This is a genomic window from Actinopolymorpha sp. B9G3 (genome assembly GCF_040120725.1).
In the GTDB taxonomy this organism is placed as follows: domain Bacteria; phylum Actinomycetota; class Actinomycetes; order Propionibacteriales; family Actinopolymorphaceae; genus Thermasporomyces.
Map to the genome: position 1 here is coordinate 440,109 of NZ_JBEEAB010000003.1, position 20,187 is coordinate 460,295.

The window sequence follows — 20,187 nt, forward strand, 5'->3', positions numbered from 1 at the left end:
CGGGCCCTCACCGCCGCGCCGTCCCTGCCGCCGGGGCGAATGACCACGCTGCCCATGCCCCCTGGGGCGAATGACCACGCTGCCCATGCCTGCGGTACCCCAGCCAGGCGTACACGCCTGTCCTGGGCCCACTGGCATGGGCAGCGTGGTCATTGCCGCCGCCGCCGTCAGATCATCCGGCGGGCGAGGTTCTCCTTCTGCGAGTCTCCCGGCGTCCAGGACGCGATCCACGGTGCGTCGGGATACAGATGGAGTACGCCTTCCTCGAGCCAGGTGTAGCGGCCTTCGAGGATCTGCTTGGCCAGCGCGTCGTCACTGGAGTCGGCATTGCGCCAAAGCCGCGTCAACAGCTCCTTGACGCGGACCCGTGCCTGGGCGCAGAAGGCGTCCGCCAGCTCGTAGGCCTCCTCACCGCGGGCGGGATCCTCCCGCAGGAGCATCTCGGCGCGTACGCATGCCGCGGTCATGGCGTAGAGCTCCGCCCCGATGTCGACGACCCGCGCGAGGAAGCCCTGGCGGAACTCCAGCTTGCCCTGCCAACGTGCCATCCCGTAGAACGTGTTGCGGGCCAGCTTGCGCGAGGAGCGTTCGACGAACCGCAGGTGCGGTGCCAGCGTCCCGAACTCGTCATAGGAGAGCGGGAACTGCCCCTTTCCGGCGATCAACCGTGGCAGCCACTTCGCGTAGAAGCCGCTCGCCTTCGCCGCCGCCCGGAACTTCGCGTCCGCGTGGGCGTGCGGGTTGGCCAGCTCGCCGGCCGCCTGCAGGTGGGCGTCCACCGCCTCCCGCGCGATGAACAGGTGCATGATCTCGGTCGATCCCTCGAAGATCCGGTTGATCCGCATGTCGCGGAGCATCTGCTCGGCCGGGATGGCACGTTCGCCCCGTGCGGCAAGGGACTCCGCGCTTTCATACCCGCGGCCGCCCCGGATCTGGACGAGTTCGTCGACCATCGTCCAGGCCTTCTCACTTGCGTACAGTTTGGCGATCGCCGCCTCGAGCCGGATGTCGTAGGTTCCGGCGTCGGCCATGTTGGCGGAGAGTTCGAGAATGCTCTCCAAGGCGTACGACGTGGCCGCGATGAACGAGATCTTGTGCGCGACCGCGGCGTGCTGGCCGATCGGTCGTCCCCACTGCTCGCGCTCGGCGGACCACTCACGCGCGATCTTGAGGGCCCACTTGCCGGCGCCGGCGCACAGTGCCGGGATCGAGAGCCGGCCGGTGTTGAGTGTCGTCAGGGCGATCTTGAGGCCCTGGCCCTCCTTGCCCAGCCGGTTCGCGGCAGGCACCCGCACCTGGTGGAAGCGGGTCACGCCGTTCTCGATGCCGCGCAGCCCCATGAAGGCGTTGCGGTTCTCGACGGTGATGCCAGGCGAGTTCGCCTCGACGACGAACGCCGTCACACCACCCCGGTGCCCCTCCCTCTCGGGCACCCGGGCCATGACGACGACCAGCTCGGCGACGACACCGTTGGTCGTCCAGAGCTTCACCCCGTCCAGGACGTACTCCGAACCGTCCTCGGATGGCATCGCGGTCATCGACAGCCGGGCCGGGTCGGAACCGACGTCGGGTTCGGTGAGCAGGAACGCGCTGATCGCCCCGCGTGCGCAGCGGGGGAGGAACTCGCGCTTCTGCTCCTCGGTACCGAACATCTTGACCGGCTCGGGGACCCCGATCGACTGGTGGGCAGAGAGCAGCGCACCGATGCTCGGGTGGACCGAGCCGGCGAGCATGAGGCCCCGGCCGTAGTCGAGCATCGACAGCCCGAGGCCGCCGTACTCCTCGGGAATCTTCATCCCGAAGACGCCCAGCGCGGCCAGGCCCTTGGCGTACTCGTCGGGGATCCGGGACTCGCGCTCGATGACCTGGCCGTCGAGAGTCGCGCAGTACGCCTTGAGGCGTTCGAGGAAGGCCGCTCCCTTCGCCGCCTTGTCCTCCGGCACGCGGGGTGCCGGATGGACGAGGTCGAGGCGAAATCGGCCGAGGTACAGGTCCTTCGCGAAGCTCGGCTTGACCCAGGTGGCCTCGCGGGCCGCCTCGGCGACAGCGCGGGCGTCGACTTCGGAAACGCGGCGGGTCTGGCTCATGGCTTCTCACCCTTTCGCCTGTTGCTACCCACCAGTGTTACTCGCTGGTAGCACGCCGCCAAGCGCTTTCGTCAAACCTCCTGGCGATGCGTGGCGCGTCCGCATGGCGAGACGCTGCGGCAGGCGTCAACCGCGTGAGAGCGTGGTGACAAAGGCCGCCATTGACAGCTCGCCCCCTCTGCCCGATTCTGCCGAGAAGATGGCGGAATAACCTGACATGTCTGTCTGACGTCGTAATCGGTGGGTAGGTGAGCAGGCATGGGGTCGCAGGGAACCGAGGGACCTGAGGGTTCGGCCGTGGCGACGATGGTGTCGCATCTCGACCTCGCACCGGGGATGCGTGTGCTCGAGGTGACGGCCGGCGCGACGCACCCAAGCGCGGAGCTGCACGACCACGTTCATCCCGGATCCGTCGACGTGATCCCGGTCGACCATCTCTCGGCCGGCCACCTGTCGGCGCCGGACCTGGGGCCGCCCGAGCGTGCCGGAGGCGGCTCTCCCACCGATCCAGCGTTGCCGGGCTGTACCGACTACGACCGCGTGCTGGTCAGTGTGCCGCTGGCGGTCGTTCCCTACGCTCTGGTCGAGTCCGTCCGCAACGGCGGCACGCTGCTCGTGCCGTGGGCCAACCCGCTCGCCGGACCGAGCCTGGCCAGGCTCACGGTTGAGGACGAACGTGCGTACGGACGGTTCGTCACTCCACTTCCAGCCATGGGCGAGCAGGCGGACGCCCGCGCCGGTGACCGCGCGAGCGACCGCAGAGGTGCGCACTCGGGCGACCACAGAGGTGCGCACTCGGGCGACGCCACAGCCGGTGACACCAACGTGTTCGACATCCACGCCGACACGTTGCTTTCCGGCGCGCCCGCCTCCTGCGGACTCGACCCGGACGCCCTCTGGTCGGACCGCGATGCCCTGTTCGCGTTGGGAATGCAGCTTCCGGATCTCCGGTTCACCCAGGCCGAGTTCCCGGACGGATCCGGCCGGATCATGCGCTGGGTGTACGACCAGGAGGCGTGGGCCGGCGTCAGCGTCTCCGCCGATGGCCGTGACCCGCACTGGGAGCACTACGGCCTCTCCACGTTGTGGGGAATGGTCGAGAAGGCGTACCGCTGGTGGGTCGACAGCGACCGTCCGTCGCCCGACCAGTTCGGTATGACAGTCGCGTCGTACGGACAGTTCGGCTGGCTCCGCGACCGGTACTCCGGCCGGATGTGGCGGCTCTGAGGCGCTGCCGGGCCCTGAGACCCTGACGCTCCGGCGGCTTCGGCGGCTACGGCGGAGGATCAGTGCGGGCCTGTCGTGACGGCGTTTCGCCTCGACGGTCCGGGTGGCTGCGACGTGTCCCGGCTCGGCACCACACGGTGCACCGTCGCGAGCACCAGCACCATCACCATGCACGCGGTGCCGGCGATCCCCGCGGCTGCTCCGGAGTACGCGGCGAAGAGGCGGCGCCAGCTCAGGTTCTCCGGAGCGGGGTGAGGGGTCTGATCGGTGATGCCGAGCGCGACCGCCGCGACCGTGAGCAGGGCCAGACCGGCGACGAACAGCAGGGTCAGCGCGTACGGATGAGCGCCGTCTGACCAGGACGTCCCTGATGCCGGCGAACAACGCCTTTCCCTGCCGGACGGCGGAGTCGAGCGCTCTGACTCGCGCTCGGTGACGACCAGGACGAAACCGGCAGCCGCGGACCACGCACCGACGACGAGGAAGGCGGCGACGGCGTCGCTCGGCCGGTGCCACCCCTCGGCGAGCGTGGCGATCCCGACGAGGGCGGCGTAGCAGGTGCCGGCGAGCGCCACTCCGCCACGGAGCCGCGGCGGTAGGACGAGCACCGCGGCGACGGCCATCGAGGCGGCGACCGTGGTGTGCCCACTGGGCAGGCTGTTGAGGTTGGTCTCGACCCCCTCGACGCCCAGGTCCGGTCGTTCGATGAGAGAGCGTTTCAGCAGCTGGGTGGTGAGGTTGGCGCCCACGATGAGCAGGGTGGCGACGACGGCGAGCCTGTACCGGCGTCGGGCGAGCGCGACGAACCCGATGGCGATGGTCGCGGCGATGACGGAGACCGCCGTGATGGTGTTGAGGGCTCTGGTGACCAACCCGTCGACCCTGGTCTGTCCGATGGATCTGCCCGACAGGGCCACCGCGTCGAGGGACTGACCGTCCGCGGTGCGTACGAACACCCACCAGATAACGGCAAGCGCCCCGACCTGGGCGAACGCCAACAAGACCAGCCAGACTGCAAGTGGCCAGCGGGTGCGGGACGGCATACCGCCACGCTAGACGAGCCTGCGCGCGAGAAGTGCCACCTTCGACGCCGTGGCACAATCGTCCGTGTTCGGCGCATGCGGGTCCGGCTGGGGGGTTTGGGCCCGGTCAACGTCTGGCGGAAACCGGCTCTGCCGGTCCAGGGGAGGGACCACCATGGAGCGCCGCAAGGTGCCCACGCTGTCGACGCAGGAGCGCACGATCGTTCTCGTGGGCGTGATCGCGGCCGCGATGGCCACGACGTTCGTTCTGGCCGCCGTCTTCGCCAGCAGCGGGTCGAGCACACAGGCACGTCTGGACGCCTCGGCGGCGACGCCCACCGTGTCGACCACACGGGCGACACCCGCCGCCGACTCCGCGCGTACTCCCAGGACCGCGAGGGCGAGGGCGACCTCACCCTCGCCCACCGTGTCGCGCCGGTCCACCGCGGCGGGTGTCGCACCGGTTCGCGGTCGTGACCGGCCCACCGTGACCTTCCGGCCGGCGAGCAGCTGGGACGACGGGTTCGTGGGCGTCGTCACGATCACCAACACGACCGCGGCACCGTTGACGTGGGAGCTCAGTTTCGAGCTCCACGATGCCGAGATCGACGACGTGTGGCAGGCCACCCTCGACCAGTCCGACTCCGGTGTCGTGGTCGCGCGGGGCCTCGACTACAACGCGGTCGTCGCGCCCGGCGAGCGCGTGGAGTTCGGCTTCCGCGCCGAGGGCACCGACCGTCCACGGGTCGGTGACTGCACCCTCAACGGCCAGTCCTGCCGCATCCGTCGCGGCTGAGGGGACGGGGCTGCTCGTCGCGTAAATGACCACGCTGAGTACGTCTTCAGCACCTGGAACAGGTGCCGACACCTGTCTGGATACCGCAGACCCACTCAGCGTGGTCATTTGCGCGGGACAGGCATGGGCAGCGTGGTCATTTGCGGCGGGACAGGCATGGGCAGCGTGGTCATTTGCGGCGGCCGTCAGGTCCAAGTCACGGTCACGCCGTCGCCAACCTCCCCGGACCTCGCGCGGACGAGCTGCAGACCGGCTTCCGTCCACACCTCGGCCGGCCCGTCGACGGCGAGCTTCCGGTCGGACTCGAACGCCGCGACAAGAGAGCCTTGACGCGGAGTGAACCGCACCGAATCCCCTTGCAGGGAAGCGATCTCACTCGTCGCGTAGGCGAGCCGCGCACCGCCGAACGCCAGGTCGACCGGCAGCATGAGGCCACGCCGTCCCGGCAGCGAAACCTGATGCCCGCCGAACAGCGGCCGGCCGTTCTCGGTCAGCCCGAAGACCGCGTCGTACCCCTCGAGGTTCAATGCGTGGATGAAGCGCTCGCCGGCGTCGTTCGCGGTCGAGGTGATGAGCAGGCTCGCCCGCTCGGCGTCGTGGCGCAGGGCTGGTGTGCAGCCCAACCGTTCGACGGCACTGCGGTAGAACCCGATGTCGCTACCGGGATAGCTGGTGGTGAGGACGACCGCCCGGCCGTTGCCGACGGGGATGTCGAAGCCGCATCCGTGGCCGGAGTCGTACTCGTACACCACGACGTCACCGCGCTCGGCGTCGAAGAGTTGCGCGTAGGAGACCGCCACCTCCGGGCGCGGTGCCGCCCACCCCCTGGCGCAGACCGAGAGGAAGTACGCATGGTCGCCCTGACGGAAACCCTGCGGGACAAGGCCGAGCGCGTCGCGCAGGACCGTGCACTCCCGACCTTCCATGTCGTACGACGGAACCTCGCCGACGAGCAGCAGCTTCCCGCCACCGGACAGGTAGGCCGCGAGCGACTCCTGCACCCGCCCGTCGAGATAGCGCGCGGCCGCGAGCACCAGAACGGGTACGGCCTCGGACCCGATTGGCGCGTTCTGCAGGTCGACCGCACCATGCCGGTAGCCGGCGAGCAGCAGCGCACGCGCCATCAGCTGCCCCGGTCCGCCGAACCGGTACCGGGAGAGGTTGTCGACGATCTCCCGCATCGCCTTGCCCTGCGGGTAGACCGACTCGGTCATGAAGTAGTCGGGGATGAACCCCATCGCGAGGTCGTCGTGTTCCTCGTCCATCGTGGCGAGCTTCGCCGCGACCGCGCGTACGGCGTGCACGACCTCGGCCGTACGCGGATAGGTCAACCCCAGTTGGCCTTCCGGCCCCACCGGCGCACCCACGCCGTGCCGTTCGCCGGTGAAGCTGATCCGGTCGTTGCCGTCACCGACCGGCATGTCGAGGCGTGGGTTGATGCCGCCTGCGAACAGGTAGTAGTTGATCAGCCGGTTGCCCTGGGCGACGCAGAGCCTGGTCTTGAGGTCGATCGTCGACGGGTCGTGCAGGTGGGTGAGGTCGCGACCGTAGTCACCGTCACCGGCTTCGAACTCGAGCGACGTGAGCGGCTGGTCGGAGTCCTGCACGGCGTCGCCGAACGCGTTGATCAGGTAGAGGTCCGCGGCGTTACGAGTCGTGAGGTCGCCGAGGTAGTGGTCGGAACCGGCCAACATGCCGGGTAGCCCGGAGTAGCTGTCCATCAGTTGGCTGATGCCGATCGGGTAGTCCCAGGCGCGTCCGTGTCCGGTGCCATGGATGTTGACGAAGAACGGGACGCCCGTGACGCCTTCGGCCTCGGCGTACTCCCGCAGCGTCGCGAAGTAGCGCGCGAACCGATCGCGCATATAGGTGCCGAGATCGGCCATCAGGGCGGGTGCGTAGTCCTCGCGCGGCGACCTGATGCCTTCGGCGCGTGCCGCGGCGTCGGTGAGGTCGAAGGGGTAGCGCGCGGCGAGTGCGTCCGCGTCATACCGCTGGCCCAACCAGCGGGCGAGGTCGTCCAGCAGGTGGTCGGTGAGGTCGGGGGAGTTCGTCACCCATGACAACATCCCGACCTCGTTGTCGAGTTGGACGCCGATGATGGGCCCACCGTTCGTCACCAGGCGCGATGCCAGCACCGGCATGACCGCGGCGTACCACTTCCTGGCTTCGGCGAGGTACGCCGGCGCAAGGTAGTCCACGGTGCGGCTCGTCACCCGCGCCCCGTCCCAGGTCACCGGGTGGATCTCGGGGTTCTCGGTGTAGAGCCGGAACGGCAGGCCCTCGTTCTTGAGCTCGGCCATCAGGAACGGTCCGGGACGGGCGAGGAAGTACAACCCGCGTTCGGCGCACATGTCGATGAACGCGCCGAGGTCGAGCTCTGGCCGGGTCCGGCCATCGAGGTCGAAGCTGCCGTCGGGCTTCTCGTGACAGAGCCAGGGAATGTACGACGCCGCGGTGTCGCAACCAGCCGCCACGAGCTTGTCGAGTCGGTCCGCCCAGTCCTCGCGGGCCAGGCGGAAGTAGTGCACCTCCCCACCGAGCAGGACGCGAGGTGAACCGTCGATCACGATGCGCTTGCGGCTGATCTCGATCACGAAACGCTCCTTCACAGCCTCTTGCGGGTGCATTGCTCGGTCGTTACGATCCTGAAAACTTTGCACTGCAAACGTTTACCGCAACACGTTACACGGCCGCCTGACCGGCTTGTGAACGTCGACAGGATGGCGATGGGCAGACGAGGTCCGACCTTGCAGGAGATCGCGGCGGATGCCGGGGTCTCGATCGCGACCGTGTCGCGGGTCGCGCGAGGAGTGGGCCAGGTGTCACCCGCCACCCGGCGCAAAGTGCAGGAGGCGATCGACAAGTACCACTTCCGGCCGAGCCACGCCGGACGCGCGCTCGTCGAACGTCGGCACTCCGCGCTCGGCATCGTCTTCCCCGGCTTGTCCGGGCCCTACTACTCCGATGTCATCAACGGCTTCGAGGAAGAGGCCATCAACGCCCGAGTGAGTGTCCTCATCATGGGCACACACTTCCTGCGGCAGTCCGTCGACATGGTCCTCGACATGGCCGACCGCGTGGACGGTCTCGCGGTCATGGGCGGAGTGATCCCGGAAAAGGCCGTCCGTCGCCTCACCGACCGCGGTGAACCCGTTGTCCTGTTGGCGAGCGGCCCGATGGTCGGCGTTGCGACCGTACGTACGGAGAACACCGCCGCAATGGCGCGGCTCACCACCCACCTGCTGGCCGACCACGGCTACGAGCAGCTGGTCTTCGTCGGCAATCCCGACGGGTCACCGGACGCCACTGCGAGGTGGCAGGGTTTCCTGCAGGCGCACAGGCGTACCGGGGCCGAACCCCCTGGTGAGCCGATCCGGACAGGACTCCAACAGTCACACGGGTTCATCGCTGTCAGCAGGTTGCTCGACGACGGCGAGCAACCACGCGCGATCGTCTGTGCCAACGACGAAACCGCCCTTGGTGCCGTCGTCGCCGTCATGGACCGCGGGCTGCGGGTGCCCGAGGACATCGCGGTCACCGGGTTCGACGACATCCCGATGGCTGGGCTCATGGCGTCCGGCCTCACCACCGTCCACCAACCCATGCGGGAGCTCGGCGCCGAGACGGCGCGACAACTCCTTCGCCATGTGGAGGGACAGATCGATGCGTCACTCGACCGCGTGCTCGAGACGCAGGTCGTGATCCGCGGCAGCTGCGGCTGCGGTGCGGACGAGAACGGGGATGCAAGGCTCCACGGGGGATCGTTAGCAAAGCGATCCAGGAGGACTACGTGAATAGACGAGCTCGGGCACGATGGACGGTCGCCGGCTTGCTGTCACTTGCGGTGACGGTGGCGGGCGCCGCGTGTGCTTCGCCAGGTAGTGAGCAGAAGCCGGAATCGGCCGCCAAAGGCATGATCCCCCAGCTCAGCCTTGGGAAGTTCAGCGAGCTGGAGACCCCGCAGCGCATCTTCAATCCGTACCTACCGACCACGAGCACCACCTCGTGGACCTTCGAGTCGTTGTTCGACATCAACGAGATCAGCTGTGACGCCAACCCCTTGCTGGGTACGTCGTACGAGTGGCAGGACCCGGCCACTCTCGTCGTCGAAACCCGGTCGGGAGTGAAGTGGTCCGATGGGCGGCCGTTCAGCGCCAAGGACGTCGCGTTCACGTTCAACATGCTCAAGGCCGCGCCGGCGTTCGACTTCCAAGGTCTCTGGCAGAAGCTCGAGAGCGTCACCGCGGACAGCGACAGCCAGGTGACGTTCTCCTTCAAGGATGCCGCGGTACCGACGTTCAACCAGATTGCCGAAGGCGTGCCGATCGTTCCTGAGCACATCTGGGCGAAGCAGGACGACGTGGAGAAGTTCACCAACCCGGATGCCGTCGGGACTGGTGCGTTCAAGGTCAAGAGCATCAACCCACAGCAGCTCATCCTCGAACGCAACCCGGACTACTGGCAGGCAGACAAGATCAAGGTCCAGCAGCTGAAGTTCACCAAGCCGACCGGTAGTGCCGAGGTCGAGAAGCTCCAGCTCAGCCGGGGAGAGTTCGACTGGGCGGCGATGTTCGTGCCGGACATCGAGAAGACCTATGTCGCGAAGGATCCCGAGCACAACAAGTACTGGTTCGCCTCGGGCGGCAACATCAGCCTCTACATGAACCTCACCAAGAAGCCGTTCGACGACGTTGAGTTCCGTCGCGCGCTGACCTACGCGATCGACAAGGACGAGATCAAGGAGAAGCCGCAGTTCGGCTATGTCGAGACCGCAAGCCAGACCGGTCTGACCTACTCCCTGCACGACGAGTGGATGGCGCCGGGCATCGAGGACGAGGGCTACGTGCCCTTCGATCCCGAAGAGGCCAAGCGGATTCTCGCCGAAGCGGGATACGAGGCCGGACCTGGCGGCAAGTTGCTCGGCAAGGACGGCAAGCCGCTGCCCTCCTTCACGTTCAAGGTGCAGGCCGGCTGGGTCGACTGGATCCAGGCGGCGCAGATCATCGAGAAGAACCTCAAGGCCATCGGCATCACCATGAGGGTGCAGAACTCCAACCCGGACGTGGTGGGCGAAGATGTCGCCTCCGGCAACTTCGACATGGCGTTCGGCGTGTTCGGCGGCGACTGCAACCTCTACAGCGCCTACCACGACCCGTTCGCCAGTAGTCAGACCGCGCCCATCGGAAAGCCCGCGCCCACCAACATGATCCGGTGGAAGGACGCCGAAACCGACGAGCTCCTCGACCAGCTCGTCAAGGCAGAAGACGAGGCCGCACAGAAGGAGATCGTGCACGGGCTCCAGCAGATGATGGTGGAGAAGGTGCCGACCATCCCGCTCTGGTACGGCGCCAAGTGGTTCGAATACCGCACGGAAAATGCCGTGGGGTGGCCCAGTGAGGAGGATCCGTACGCCGGGTCGGGTGACTCCCTCGAGATCATGACTCGCCTGCGGCCCCCGGGCGACAGCGGTAGCTGAGGATCCTGGACATGAGGCCGGGCGGAATCCGGCCGGCCTCATGTCGGTCGCCCAGGCACTTGGCCGCTGCACAGGCGGACCCGAGGTTGTGCTCATAGCGTTGGGCACAGCCCGGGCCCGCCGCCTGCCTGCCGTGCTCTCTGGACAACACGCGAGTCCCGCGACAGGGCGGCCAAGGGAGTGCGACCTAGAGAGTGCGAGCTAAGAGAGGGAGCGCATGCGCTATTTCTTGAGCCGATTGGGCTTCTTCGTCCTGACGTTGTGGGCGGCCGTGACGCTGAATTTCATCATCCCTCGCCTGCAGCCCGGTGACCCCGCGAAGAACATGGTCCAGCGGCTCACCGGTCAGACCGAGGCGGTCGATCCCGCCGCCGTGAAGGCGGTCCAGATCATGCTCGGACTGCCGACCGGCTCCCTTTTCGAGCAGTACGTCGAGTACCTCAAAGCCCTTGTTCATCTGGACTTCGGGGTCTCTTACACCTACTTTCCGTACAGCGTGACGCACGTCATCGTCCAGGCGCTGCCCTGGACGATCGTGCTGGTGGGCGTCACCCACGTGCTGGGATTCATCATCGGCACGTTTCTCGGTGCGGCGGCAGCATGGAGGCGCAACACCAAGTTCGACGCCGTGGTCAGCCTGGGCTCGACCTTTCTGGGAACCATTCCGTTCTTCTGGACAGCGCTGATCCTCATCTATGTGTTCGCATTCTCCGTGCAATGGTTCCCGCCCGCCGGGGGCTACAGCGGAGCGATCGAGCCTTCGCTGTCGTGGCCCTTCCTGTACGACGCCCTCTATCACAGCCTGCTGCCCGGACTCGCGTTGCTCCTCACGGCGCCGATCGGCTGGATCCTGCAGATGCGGAACAACATGGTGCACACGCTCGGGGAGGACTACACGCGGTTGGCCCAGGCAAAAGGGCTCCGGCCGCGTCGGGTGATGCTGACCTACAGCGCCAGACTTGCGATTCTGCCCAATGTCACGGGCTTCGCCCTGGGCCTCGGCGCGATTCTCGGCGGCACGCTCATGGTCGAGATGATCTTCGGATATCCCGGCATGGGGCAGCTCTTCTTCACTGCGATCACCAACCGCGACTATCCGCTGATGCAGACCATCTTCCTCTTCACCACGATCGGTGTGCTGCTCGCCAACCTCTTCGCGGACATCCTGTACGGCATCCTCGACCCGCGGGTACGACGGGAGGCACAGGCATGACCACCCCTTTCGGCCAGGTGCAGACGGCTGAGGAGTCCAGCGCCGAGATCGCCCGCGAAGCTGCCGTGGTTCGCGCGTCACGGATGCCTCGGTGGCTCACCATCTTGTGGGCCAACAAGAAGAGTCGGCTCGGCCTCATCGTGTTGGGCATGTTCGTGCTCGTGGCCCTCCTGGCTCCGCTGGTGGCGCCCCACGATCCGCGGGTGAGCGACTTCGCGGGGACCCTTCCGCCCAGCGCGACGCACCCGCTGGGTACGACGGCCAACGGGAACGACATCCTCTCGCAGTTGGTCTACGGTGCTCGCACGTCGATCGTCGTCGGACTCGTTGCCGGCCTTCTGGTCACCCTCATCGCCTTGCTGATCGGACTGACCGCCGGCTATCTGCAAGGCGTTGTCGATGAGGTCCTGTCCTTCCTCATCAACCTTGCGCTGGTCGTGCCCGTGTTGCCCCTGATGGTCACGTTGGCGGCGTACTCACCAGAAGGCGTACGCGGACTCTGGCTGATCATCTTCGTGATCTCGGTGACCGGCTGGGCATGGGGAGCACGGATCAAGCGGGCACAGATTCTCACCCTTCGGGCACGTGACTACATCACAGCGGCAAAGTTCGCCGGCGAGGGCATGGGTCGGATCGTCTTCGCCGAGATCATGCCGAACATGATGTCGCTCGTGGTGGCGGGATTCCTCGGTGCGGCCGGTGGTGCGATCGGGGCCGAAGCGGGCCTTGCGTTCCTCGGCCTCGGCGATCCGACCACGGTCAGCTGGGGAACCATGCTCTTCTGGGCGAACAACTCCGGAGCCATGTCGACCGGACAGTGGATCTGGTTGGGAGCTCCCGGGCTGGCGATCGCATTCCTGTTGACGTCGTTGACGCTCGTCAACTTCGGTGTGGACGCCCTGAGTAACCCACACTTGCGGGAAGGGTGACACTGGTGACGACAGTCCAGTCGAGGCCGAGCACGTCGAGTCTCATCGACATCCGCGAGCTGTCGGTGTCCTATGGCGCCACTCGAGCGGTGCGGGAGGTCTCGTTCCAGATCGGCGATGGCGAGTTCGTCGGTCTGCTCGGGGAGTCGGGAAGCGGCAAGACCACACTCGGCAACGCAATCCTGCGGCTGCTTCCGGCGCCTGGCAAGATCAGTGGCGGCACTATCAGCTTCCTGGGAAACGACATCACCACCGCTTCGCAGGAGGCGTTGCGAAGGCTGCGGTGGCGCGAGATGTCGACCGTGTTCCAGAGCAGCATGAACTCTCTCAACCCGGTGTTGACCATCGAGACGCAGTTCCGCGACGTCATCGAGGAACACACGTCGACCCGCGGGTCGGACGTTCGGCGACGGGTCGCCGAACTGCTCGAGACCGTGATGATCGACCCGTCGTACATGCGGTTCTATCCGCACGAGCTCTCCGGTGGGATGAAGCAGCGGGTCGCGCTCGCGTTGGCCCTCGCGCTGGAACCGCGGTTCGTCCTGCTCGACGAGCCCACCACGGGCCTCGACGTGATCGTGCAACGATCGATCCTGGACAACGTACGAGCCCTGCAACGCAAGCATGGCTTCGCGGTCCTGCTCATCAGCCACGACCTGGGCACGGTGATGGAGGTCTCCGACCGGGTGATGGTGATGTACGCCGGGAAGATCGTCGAGGACCAGGCCTCGGCGACGATGCTGACCGAGCCGATGCATCCGTACACCCGCGGATTGTTGGGCGCCTACGCCGATCCGCGGTCGGAGACGGTGGAGATCGCCTACATCCCGGGACGGCCGCCGGACCTGTCGCTGCCCGGAAGCGGTTGTCTCTTCGCGCCTCGCTGTCAAGAAGCGATTGACAGGTGCAGCGTCGACGAGCCGGCGCTGCTGGCGATGGGGCCGGGCGAGGCGGCATGCCATGTCGCCGAGGCGGGTTACGCCGGGGGAGACGGGCTGCGTGAGAACGCGCTTCGGGCGGGAGAGATCTTCACCAAGTCAGTCAACCGCGAGGCCCGGATCGACCAGCGTACGCCGATTCTGGAAGTCGACGGGGTGCACAAGCAGTACCGCACCCGGCGTGGGTTCAAGGTCACCACGACCGACGCCTTGATCGACGTGTCGCTCACCCTGCGGGCGGGAACCGTGACGGCGTTGGTCGGCCAGAGCGGTAGCGGAAAGACGACGCTGGCGCGGATGGTCACCGGTGTCGAACGCCCGACGACTGGCACGGTGAGCTTCGGCGACCTGCGGGTCGACCGGCTTCGCGGCCGCGGTCTCCGGGCGTACCGCAAACACATCCAGCTCGTCTTCCAGGATCCGTTCGCCGCCCTGAACCCGACCCACACCGTCGGGTACACCCTGAGTCGCCCGTTGGCGAACTACCGCGACGTCCGACGCCGCGATCTGACGGGCCGGGTCGCGGACCTACTGGAGTCCGTCGGGCTCTCGCCGGCCTCGATGTACGTCGACAAGTACCCGCACCAGCTGTCCGGCGGGCAGCAACAGCGGGTCGTGGTGGCGCGGGCGCTCGCGCCGGATCCGGAGATCATCGTCGCCGACGAGCCGATCTCGATGCTCGACGTGTCGATCCGGGCGGAGATTCTGGAGCTTCTCGACGGGCTCGTCCGCGAACGCGGCATCGCGATGCTCTACATCACCCACGACCTTCTCAGTGCGCGGGTGCTTGCGGACGAGGTGTTCGTACTCCACCAGGGCAAGCTGGTCGAAACCGGACCCACACTGCAGGTGATCCGCGAAGCACGTGACGACTACACCCGCAAACTGCTCGACGCCATCCCGAACCCGTTCGCGGGCCAGCGTTCCTGAGGGGAGCGCCGCGACGGCTCCGGTCCGTGATCGGCAGGGGCCGGACGATCACGCGGCGGGAATGCGGGTGATCCTCGGGCGCGTTGACGGTATGGTGGGCCTCGTCGGGACGGTTCGTCCGTCCTTGGCGGGTTTAACAACTCAACAGGGGGGTGAATGGTTTCGACTTCGCTCGATCGCTTCAGGAGAAGCGGGCCGAGGACCCAGGGTCATCTCGTTAACGATCCTTGGAAACCAATAACTGCCGATTCCAAGCGCAGTGACTTCGCCCTCGCCGCTTAAGGCGAGCTAACGCGAAGGGTCAGCCCGGGGACGCCTCCGACCCGGATCCTGGCCTCATGAAGGAGGCTCACCCGCACGGACCGGCCGCGGGGCCGTGCGGGGACATTCACTGCGGCTGGGCCTGTCGGCGACTTGCCTGCGAGAGCGCCGGGGCCGAGTAACACGACTATGCAGGCTGCGCCCGGAGAAGTCCTGAAACATCGACGAAGGACGCGGGTTCGAATCCCGCCACCTCCACCGTGTGAAAGCCGCGGCCGGCATCTGCCGGCCGCGGCTTTCGCGTGTGCGCCGCTGCTTGGCTGAGCGACGACCGTCAGCTGGCGCAGATCGTGACCGCCGTGAGGTCGTTCTCCGACAGTGACTCGACGTTCTTCGCGGTGATCCTCGTAGACGAGGGGGCCGTACGACCTGGGTCTGCGACCAACTGCGCCAACATCGCTTCGGAGATGACGGTGTGGCCTGTCTCGTCCTGCTTGGAGAAGCCAGCGCTGTAGGCGATCGTGTCGCCGGGGCAGGAGCTGATCTTGACGGATGTGGTGCCGGACTGCCGGCTGACCACCTCGTAGCCGTCCGGAGCGACCGCGCACACGGCAACCGCCGGGACGCTGCGGAACGCCGGCCGCACGCCGTCGGTGGTGTCGTCGACGCCTGTGACGGTCACGGACCTGCCGTCGGTGTCAGGTGCCAGTTGGTCGAGGGCGACGTCCTTGGCGACGACGTGCTGGTAACCAGGCAGGTTGCGGCCGCAGACCGCGTAGGCCTCCACGGACCAGTCGAAGAGAGCGATGGCTTCGTTGTCGTCGACATTCCGGCGTTTCGCCGAGGCGACGAAGGCGTCCACTCCGCGTGCGCTGGTGGTCGGACGGAGCGAGTCGAGCCTGTCCAGTGTCGGGCATCGGCTCGGCCGGGACCGGCGTCTTGGGATCAGCCTCGCCCGGCCAGTCGGGCCGCGATGCCGAGCAGGGCCAGCCGGGTGACGCTTCGTGCCTTCATGATCTGCTCCCACTCGCTCGAGGCCTGGGTGATGTTCCCGGTACGCCAGAAGTCGTCGAGGGGTTCTCAATCGGGTCGGATCCGCGGGTCGGGCGTAACCGAAACAAGATCAGCCGGACCTGTGGGTGAAACGGTCGTGCACTTTGGCGGGGGGATTATGAGCAATGTCCTGGTCGCGGTCGCCGTGAGCGTCCTCGTCATACTCGGCGGCTGTTCCGATCGTCAGGACAGGGCGCCGAGCGCGCTTCCTGCTGCGGACCGCACGGCGTCCCCCTCGACGACATCCCCGCTCGCCACAGCCACGCCCGGCCCGCCTTCGCAGGTCCCCCGGACAGGGCCGCCGTCGGCCCGCGGGACGGCGACGCCGCAGTCCGAACCCGCGCCTCCACGTGCCACTCCGCGGGAGGCCGATCCCAAGCTAGGTATCGGATCCCTCCGGCGTGGTTCGCAGGGCGAGGCGGTCAAAGAGTTGCAACGTGACCTGAACGCCGTCATGGGATGCGGATGGCTGGCCGTCGACGGCGACTTCGGTCCGCTGACCGAGTCAGCCGTACGGGTCTTCCAACAGATATTCGGGCTTGTCGTCGACGGCGTCTACGGCCCGCAGTCGGCCGCGATGATGACGTTGCTGAGAGGCGACGGGCCAGGTTGCCCATAGCCCGTCATCGTCCGGTGGTCAAACGTACGCAGAACCCTTCGGAGGTACGGGCCGCGTCCACGTGGTCGGAGAGTCGCCGGGCGAGCCAGAGTCCCTGGCCTGGCTCGGCGGCGTCGGAGGAACCGGGCAGGTATCCGGCGAGGGGGTCGTTGAATCCGGTGCCGTGGTCGGTGACGGTGCACAGGAGCCGTTCCGGCGAGGTCCACAGCCGGACCGACACCGGCCTGCGCCCGTGGCGGACGGCATTGGTCGCGACCTCGTTGATGGCGTAGACGAACTCCGCCACGGAGCTCTTCGGTACGGCCGAACCGGCCAGGCAGGCGCGATGGATCCTCCGCCGCGCGTCCGCGAGGTTGGTGAGGTCGGGGATGTGCACGTCCGGTGGAGCGGATGCCAGGGGATCGGGTCCGGGTGGGGGCATGCTGCGCAGGAAGTCGGTGGGATCCACGTACTGCGGGTTCGCGATCCGCTCCTTCGTCGTCATGAGGTGCGGGTGGGTGCGTTCGCCGGCATGCACGATCTCCTCGGGGAGTACGCGGGTGTCGTACATGCAGACGCCCCACAAGGGATACCGTGCCAACGCCTGGTTGATGACCGACTCGAAGCGCGCCCATTCCGCCCACTGCGCGGGCGTGGGACCGAAGTCGACCTCCCCGACTCCACGCACCTGGCTGATGCCGGCGTCAACCTCGGCTTGCAGGGTCTCCTGGTACCACGCGATCGTGCCGGCGGGTCGGCCGCTGGAACCGGGCCGGGGGAAGCACACGACGCGCGGATCGTCGTCGAGCGCGGTGGTGAGCAACCGGTTGATGTGGTCGCGACATTCCACCAGGACGGTCTCGTCCCGGGCGAGACCTTCTGAAAGGAACGGAACCGCAGCGGTGAGCAACTCGTCGTCAGAGGCGTAGAACAGAGCGTCGTGTACGTAGTTGGACGGCTTGGGCTTGGTCACAGTGCCGCCTCCCCCGCCAGTTCGACGCGGACGCGCCGGTCGACTCCGAGGGCGCGGATGAACCACTCGATGTCGGTAGGTGGCGCGACGAGCAGCACCCTGCCCCCGCAGGCGCGGAAGCCCTGCGTGCCTTCGACGAGGGCGCGAGCGGCGACAACGCTGAGGAAGGTGACCCGACTCAGGTCGAGCCTGAGCACACCGGGCGAACCCGTCCCGGCCGCGCGAAGGACCGCGGCGAGCAGGTCGGAGGTCGAGGCATCGAGTTCGCCGGCGAGGACCAGGTGGTCGGACTGGCCACCGGTGTGCAACTGGGACGCGCGGACGCCTCTCACATGGGTAGATGCCACCTCATGGAGACGGTCGTCGGTCAGCATCGCCCGGTCGTACTGGCACAGTGCCGAAACCGGGTGGGTCCGGCACATTTCCTCCATGGCGGATTCCAGCTCGTGGTGCCTCGCCTTGGGAAGAATCGACAGTGCGGCGTTGGCCTCAGCTGACAGCCGTACCGCCCGATAACCCTCGGCAAGTGCCATTTCGACGAGCGGTAGCTGGCGATCGGGTGAATAGAATTCGTGAAGTGGCAGCAATTCGAATTGCTTGCGTCGGAGTGCGCCGTTGATGTTGATGTTCTGGTTCGCCAGCAGCGTCAGAATTGAGCGGGCCGGCGGCTCGTCCTCGAGTTGGGTATAAATGATCTTCTCGTCGCGCTTCAGGCCATGCCGTACCCACGCGGCGAGTTCGAGATGCCGCTCCGGCTCCGTCTGGTGCAGCAGCAGAAGGTGGCCGTCCCAGCCGAGAGCGCTTTGGAGTTCCTCGCTAAACACCACAGTTTTTACCCGTTTCGTGGCGTGACGCGGAGCCTGTGCCTCACGCTGTCACCAGCATACGACGCTCACCTGAGCGTGACAGTGACTGCCAGGCCCAGCCGATGGTTCATCGCCTTCGTGCCTGCCGTTACCTCTTCGAATCGTCAGCGGACTCACCCCTGGTGGATGACATTTTCGCTCCGGAATATCGCCAACCTGAGGGCGCCGATCCGTGAAAATGGATGAGGTTCTTGTCAGATCGACAACGGAGATCTCGTCGTACGCACGCATTCAGTCCGGTCGTACGACCTGAGGGGACGCCCGCAAGGCGACCCGCACCAAAAGGGGGCGAAAGCGATGCCGTCTGATCCAGTCTCGGGTGGCTCGACCGGATCGGGACGCCCGTCCGAACCGTCCCGGCCCGGCTCGGACGAAGCGCCGCACGGCACCCGCCGTGACATTCCGGAACAGACATCTCCGCAGCAGTCGTCCGGAAGTGAACGACGCGCTGCCGAAGGGGCCATTCCCACTCAGGACGAACGCGGCCGGGAACAGCCGAGGGCGCGGGACCACAACCGCCGTCCGCCGACGACCCGCCGCGGCCCGAGTCGCGGCATGGCGACCGTGCTGTTGGCGATGGGCGACAGTTGGGGTTCGGTCATGTTCCTCGGCGTCGCGAGCATCGTGCTGGGGGTGCTCGTGATGGTCTGGCCCGGGGCGACGCTCGGCGTGGTCGCCATCCTGGTGGCCCTGCAGATCCTGCTGTTCGGCGTGTACTGCGTGGCGCACGCCATCACCGCGGAAGACGGTGAGGGGGGCGGACGCGTCCTGGCCGCTGTGATGGGTGTGGTGGCCCTCATCGTCGGCGTGCTCGCCCTGCGCGACCTGACCCACACGGTCGTGGCGCTGGCGACTCTCCTCGGGTTGTTCTGGATCGCCGTCGGCGTCATCACCGTCATGTTGGCGTTCTTCGGACGGGCCCGACCAGGGCGTGGCCTCACGGTCCTCTCCGGGTTCCTCGCGATCGCGGCCGGGATAGTCGTCCTCGTCTACCCGAGCCCGTCGTTGGTCGTCCTGACGGTGATCTTCGGCTGCTGGCTGGTGGTGTTCGGTGTGCTCACCGCGGGTGTCGCGTGGCAGATGCGGCGCGTAGGGAGAGGCGACGGCCGGACCCCGAACCAGCACGCGGTGGCTACCGGCTGACGTGGCCGGTTCCGTCCGTACAGGTTCTGCCCGGACCGGTCGCGTGCGGAAGGAGACCGACTACGCCGGTGCCGTCTACGGATCGCTTCTCGCCGCCGCGGTGGTGGTGGGCGCGGGCGCCGACGGCACCCCGCTCGCGCCGACGGATCTGGCGATCGCCCTGGTCGGGACCGGCGTGGTGTTCTGGGCCGCCCACGTCTACGCACGCGTGGTCGGGGAGCGGCCACGCTCGGGTTCACCAGGAGCCGGTTCGCGGAGTGACTCGCGAACTGAAGCTGTCAGTCTGACCGCGCAGCGAGTGGGTGACGTCGCCCGCAGGGAGTGGCCGATGGTCGAGGCTGCTCTGCCGCCGGCGGCGGTGGCGCTGATCGGCGGTTTCGCCGGCTTCCCGGCCGGGGCGGTGACGTGGGCGGCGCTCGGGATCGCCGTGGCTGGCCAGGTCGGGTGGGCGATGGTCGCGGCGGCGGCCGCGGGAGTACGCAGGCGGGGGGTCGCCGCCTCCGGTGTGGGCAACCTGGTGCTCGGCCTGCTGATCGTCCTGCTGGAGGTGGGCCTGCACTGAGACCTCGTGAGCGCTGCGCCCAAGCGCCGCGAGAGTGTCCGGAGGATGAATGCTGTGACACGTTCGGGCTCGGGTGATGGCCACCTGTCGGCGGGCTCCGGTTGGATGGG

The 20,187-nt window shown here is 67.3% G+C and carries 16 protein-coding genes and 1 other RNA gene; 11 read left to right on the plus strand and 6 right to left on the minus strand.

The features are described from left to right. Positions 1-167: 167 nt before the first annotated feature. Positions 168-2,087, minus strand: coding sequence for an acyl-CoA dehydrogenase family protein (locus ABNF93_RS08170; RefSeq protein ID WP_349327148.1), 1,920 nt, complete (start codon positions 2,085-2,087; stop codon positions 168-170). Positions 2,088-2,345: 258 nt separating this feature from the next. On the opposite strand from ABNF93_RS08170, the gene ABNF93_RS08175 reads away from it, so the two are divergent. Beyond that, complete coding sequence (locus tag ABNF93_RS08175; RefSeq protein WP_349327150.1) at positions 2,346-3,314, plus strand: hypothetical protein; 969 nt, start codon at positions 2,346-2,348, stop codon at positions 3,312-3,314. 59 nt (positions 3,315-3,373) lie between these two features. Here ABNF93_RS08175 and ABNF93_RS08180 read toward each other — a convergent pair whose 3' ends face one another. Beyond that, positions 3,374-4,357, minus strand: a complete 984-nt coding sequence (locus ABNF93_RS08180) for a phosphatase PAP2 family protein (protein WP_349327152.1) — start codon at positions 4,355-4,357, stop codon at positions 3,374-3,376. A gap of 154 nt (positions 4,358-4,511) precedes the next feature. Between ABNF93_RS08180 and ABNF93_RS08185 the strand changes: the two genes are divergently transcribed. Beyond that, positions 4,512-5,132, plus strand: coding sequence for a cellulose binding domain-containing protein (locus tag ABNF93_RS08185; protein WP_349327154.1), 621 nt, complete (start codon positions 4,512-4,514; stop codon positions 5,130-5,132). Positions 5,133-5,317: 185 nt separating this feature from the next. Here the strand turns inward: ABNF93_RS08185 and ABNF93_RS08190 are convergent, their stop codons facing one another. After that, the gene (locus ABNF93_RS08190; RefSeq protein WP_349327156.1) at positions 5,318-7,729 is read right to left on the minus strand and encodes a beta-galactosidase; all 2,412 of its coding nucleotides are present in this window, start codon (positions 7,727-7,729) and stop codon (positions 5,318-5,320) included. Between the two features lie 132 nt (positions 7,730-7,861). Between ABNF93_RS08190 and ABNF93_RS08195 the strand changes: the two genes are divergently transcribed. From ABNF93_RS08195 to ssrA, 6 genes are all read left to right on the plus strand, one after another. Further along, positions 7,862-8,929, plus strand: a complete 1,068-nt coding sequence (locus ABNF93_RS08195; protein ID WP_349327158.1) for a LacI family DNA-binding transcriptional regulator — start codon at positions 7,862-7,864, stop codon at positions 8,927-8,929. Beyond that, entirely contained in the window at positions 8,926-10,611 is a 1,686-nt protein-coding gene (locus ABNF93_RS08200; RefSeq protein ID WP_349327159.1) for an ABC transporter substrate-binding protein, read from the plus strand. Before ABNF93_RS08195 ends, ABNF93_RS08200 begins: the two co-directional genes overlap by 4 nt. A gap of 217 nt (positions 10,612-10,828) precedes the next feature. Next, a complete protein-coding gene (locus ABNF93_RS08205) occupies positions 10,829-11,824 on the plus strand; it encodes an ABC transporter permease (protein WP_349327160.1) in 996 nt (331 codons plus the stop codon). Then, on the plus strand, positions 11,821-12,753 hold the full coding sequence (locus ABNF93_RS08210) for an ABC transporter permease (RefSeq protein ID WP_349327162.1): 933 nt from the start codon (positions 11,821-11,823) through the stop codon (positions 12,751-12,753). The genes ABNF93_RS08205 and ABNF93_RS08210 overlap by 4 nt, the downstream gene beginning before the upstream one ends. A 5-nt stretch (positions 12,754-12,758) precedes the next feature. Then, complete coding sequence (locus ABNF93_RS08215) at positions 12,759-14,621, plus strand: ABC transporter ATP-binding protein (protein ID WP_349327163.1); 1,863 nt, start codon at positions 12,759-12,761, stop codon at positions 14,619-14,621. Between the two features lie 148 nt (positions 14,622-14,769). Continuing rightward, positions 14,770-15,143: a transfer-messenger RNA gene (gene ssrA / locus ABNF93_RS08220) on the plus strand. A gap of 73 nt (positions 15,144-15,216) precedes the next feature. Here ssrA and ABNF93_RS08225 read toward each other — a convergent pair. Further along, positions 15,217-15,744 carry a hypothetical protein gene (locus ABNF93_RS08225; protein WP_349327165.1) on the minus strand — a complete coding sequence of 176 codons (528 nt, stop codon included), beginning with the start codon at positions 15,742-15,744 and terminating at the stop codon, positions 15,217-15,219. 309 nt (positions 15,745-16,053) lie between these two features. Here ABNF93_RS08225 and ABNF93_RS08230 point away from each other — a divergent pair, with 309 nt between their 5' ends. Continuing rightward, positions 16,054-16,554 (plus strand): peptidoglycan-binding domain-containing protein, encoded by a 501-nt coding sequence (locus ABNF93_RS08230; protein ID WP_349327166.1) that lies wholly within the window; start codon positions 16,054-16,056, stop codon positions 16,552-16,554. Between the two features lie 4 nt (positions 16,555-16,558). Here the strand turns inward: ABNF93_RS08230 and ABNF93_RS08235 are convergent, their stop codons facing one another. Next, complete coding sequence (locus tag ABNF93_RS08235; protein ID WP_349327167.1) at positions 16,559-17,506, minus strand: anti-sigma factor RsbA family regulatory protein; 948 nt, start codon at positions 17,504-17,506, stop codon at positions 16,559-16,561. Continuing rightward, a complete protein-coding gene (locus ABNF93_RS08240; protein ID WP_349327169.1) occupies positions 17,503-18,333 on the minus strand; it encodes an MEDS domain-containing protein in 831 nt (276 codons plus the stop codon). Before ABNF93_RS08240 ends, ABNF93_RS08235 begins: the two co-directional genes overlap by 4 nt. Positions 18,334-18,669: 336 nt before the next feature. On the opposite strand from ABNF93_RS08240, the gene ABNF93_RS08245 reads away from it, so the two are divergent. Both ABNF93_RS08245 and ABNF93_RS08250 read left to right on the plus strand, forming a co-directional pair. Further along, a complete protein-coding gene (locus ABNF93_RS08245; RefSeq protein ID WP_349327171.1) occupies positions 18,670-19,515 on the plus strand; it encodes an HdeD family acid-resistance protein in 846 nt (281 codons plus the stop codon). Positions 19,516-19,558: 43 nt separating this feature from the next. Further along, positions 19,559-20,077: a hypothetical protein gene (locus ABNF93_RS08250; protein ID WP_349327172.1), complete on the plus strand. Its 519-nt coding sequence runs from the start codon at positions 19,559-19,561 to the stop codon at positions 20,075-20,077. Positions 20,078-20,187 lie beyond the last annotated feature (110 nt).

Bases quoted from the DNA above. Each gene is read 5' to 3' on its own strand.
- ABNF93_RS08170 (WP_349327148.1), bottom strand. From the start codon at position 2,087: ATGAGCCAGACCCGCCGCGTTTCCGAAGTCGACGCCCGCGCTGTCGCC.
- ABNF93_RS08175 (WP_349327150.1), top strand. From the start codon at position 2,346: ATGGGGTCGCAGGGAACCGAGGGACCTGAGGGTTCGGCCGTGGCGACG.
- ABNF93_RS08180 (WP_349327152.1), bottom strand. From the start codon at position 4,357: ATGCCGTCCCGCACCCGCTGGCCACTTGCAGTCTGGCTGGTCTTGTTG.
- ABNF93_RS08185 (WP_349327154.1), top strand. From the start codon at position 4,512: ATGGAGCGCCGCAAGGTGCCCACGCTGTCGACGCAGGAGCGCACGATC.
- ABNF93_RS08195 (WP_349327158.1), top strand. From the start codon at position 7,862: ATGGGCAGACGAGGTCCGACCTTGCAGGAGATCGCGGCGGATGCCGGG.
- ABNF93_RS08205 (WP_349327160.1), top strand. From the start codon at position 10,829: ATGCGCTATTTCTTGAGCCGATTGGGCTTCTTCGTCCTGACGTTGTGG.
- ABNF93_RS08210 (WP_349327162.1), top strand. From the start codon at position 11,821: ATGACCACCCCTTTCGGCCAGGTGCAGACGGCTGAGGAGTCCAGCGCC.
- ABNF93_RS08230 (WP_349327166.1), top strand. From the start codon at position 16,054: ATGAGCAATGTCCTGGTCGCGGTCGCCGTGAGCGTCCTCGTCATACTC.
- ABNF93_RS08245 (WP_349327171.1), top strand. From the start codon at position 18,670: ATGCCGTCTGATCCAGTCTCGGGTGGCTCGACCGGATCGGGACGCCCG.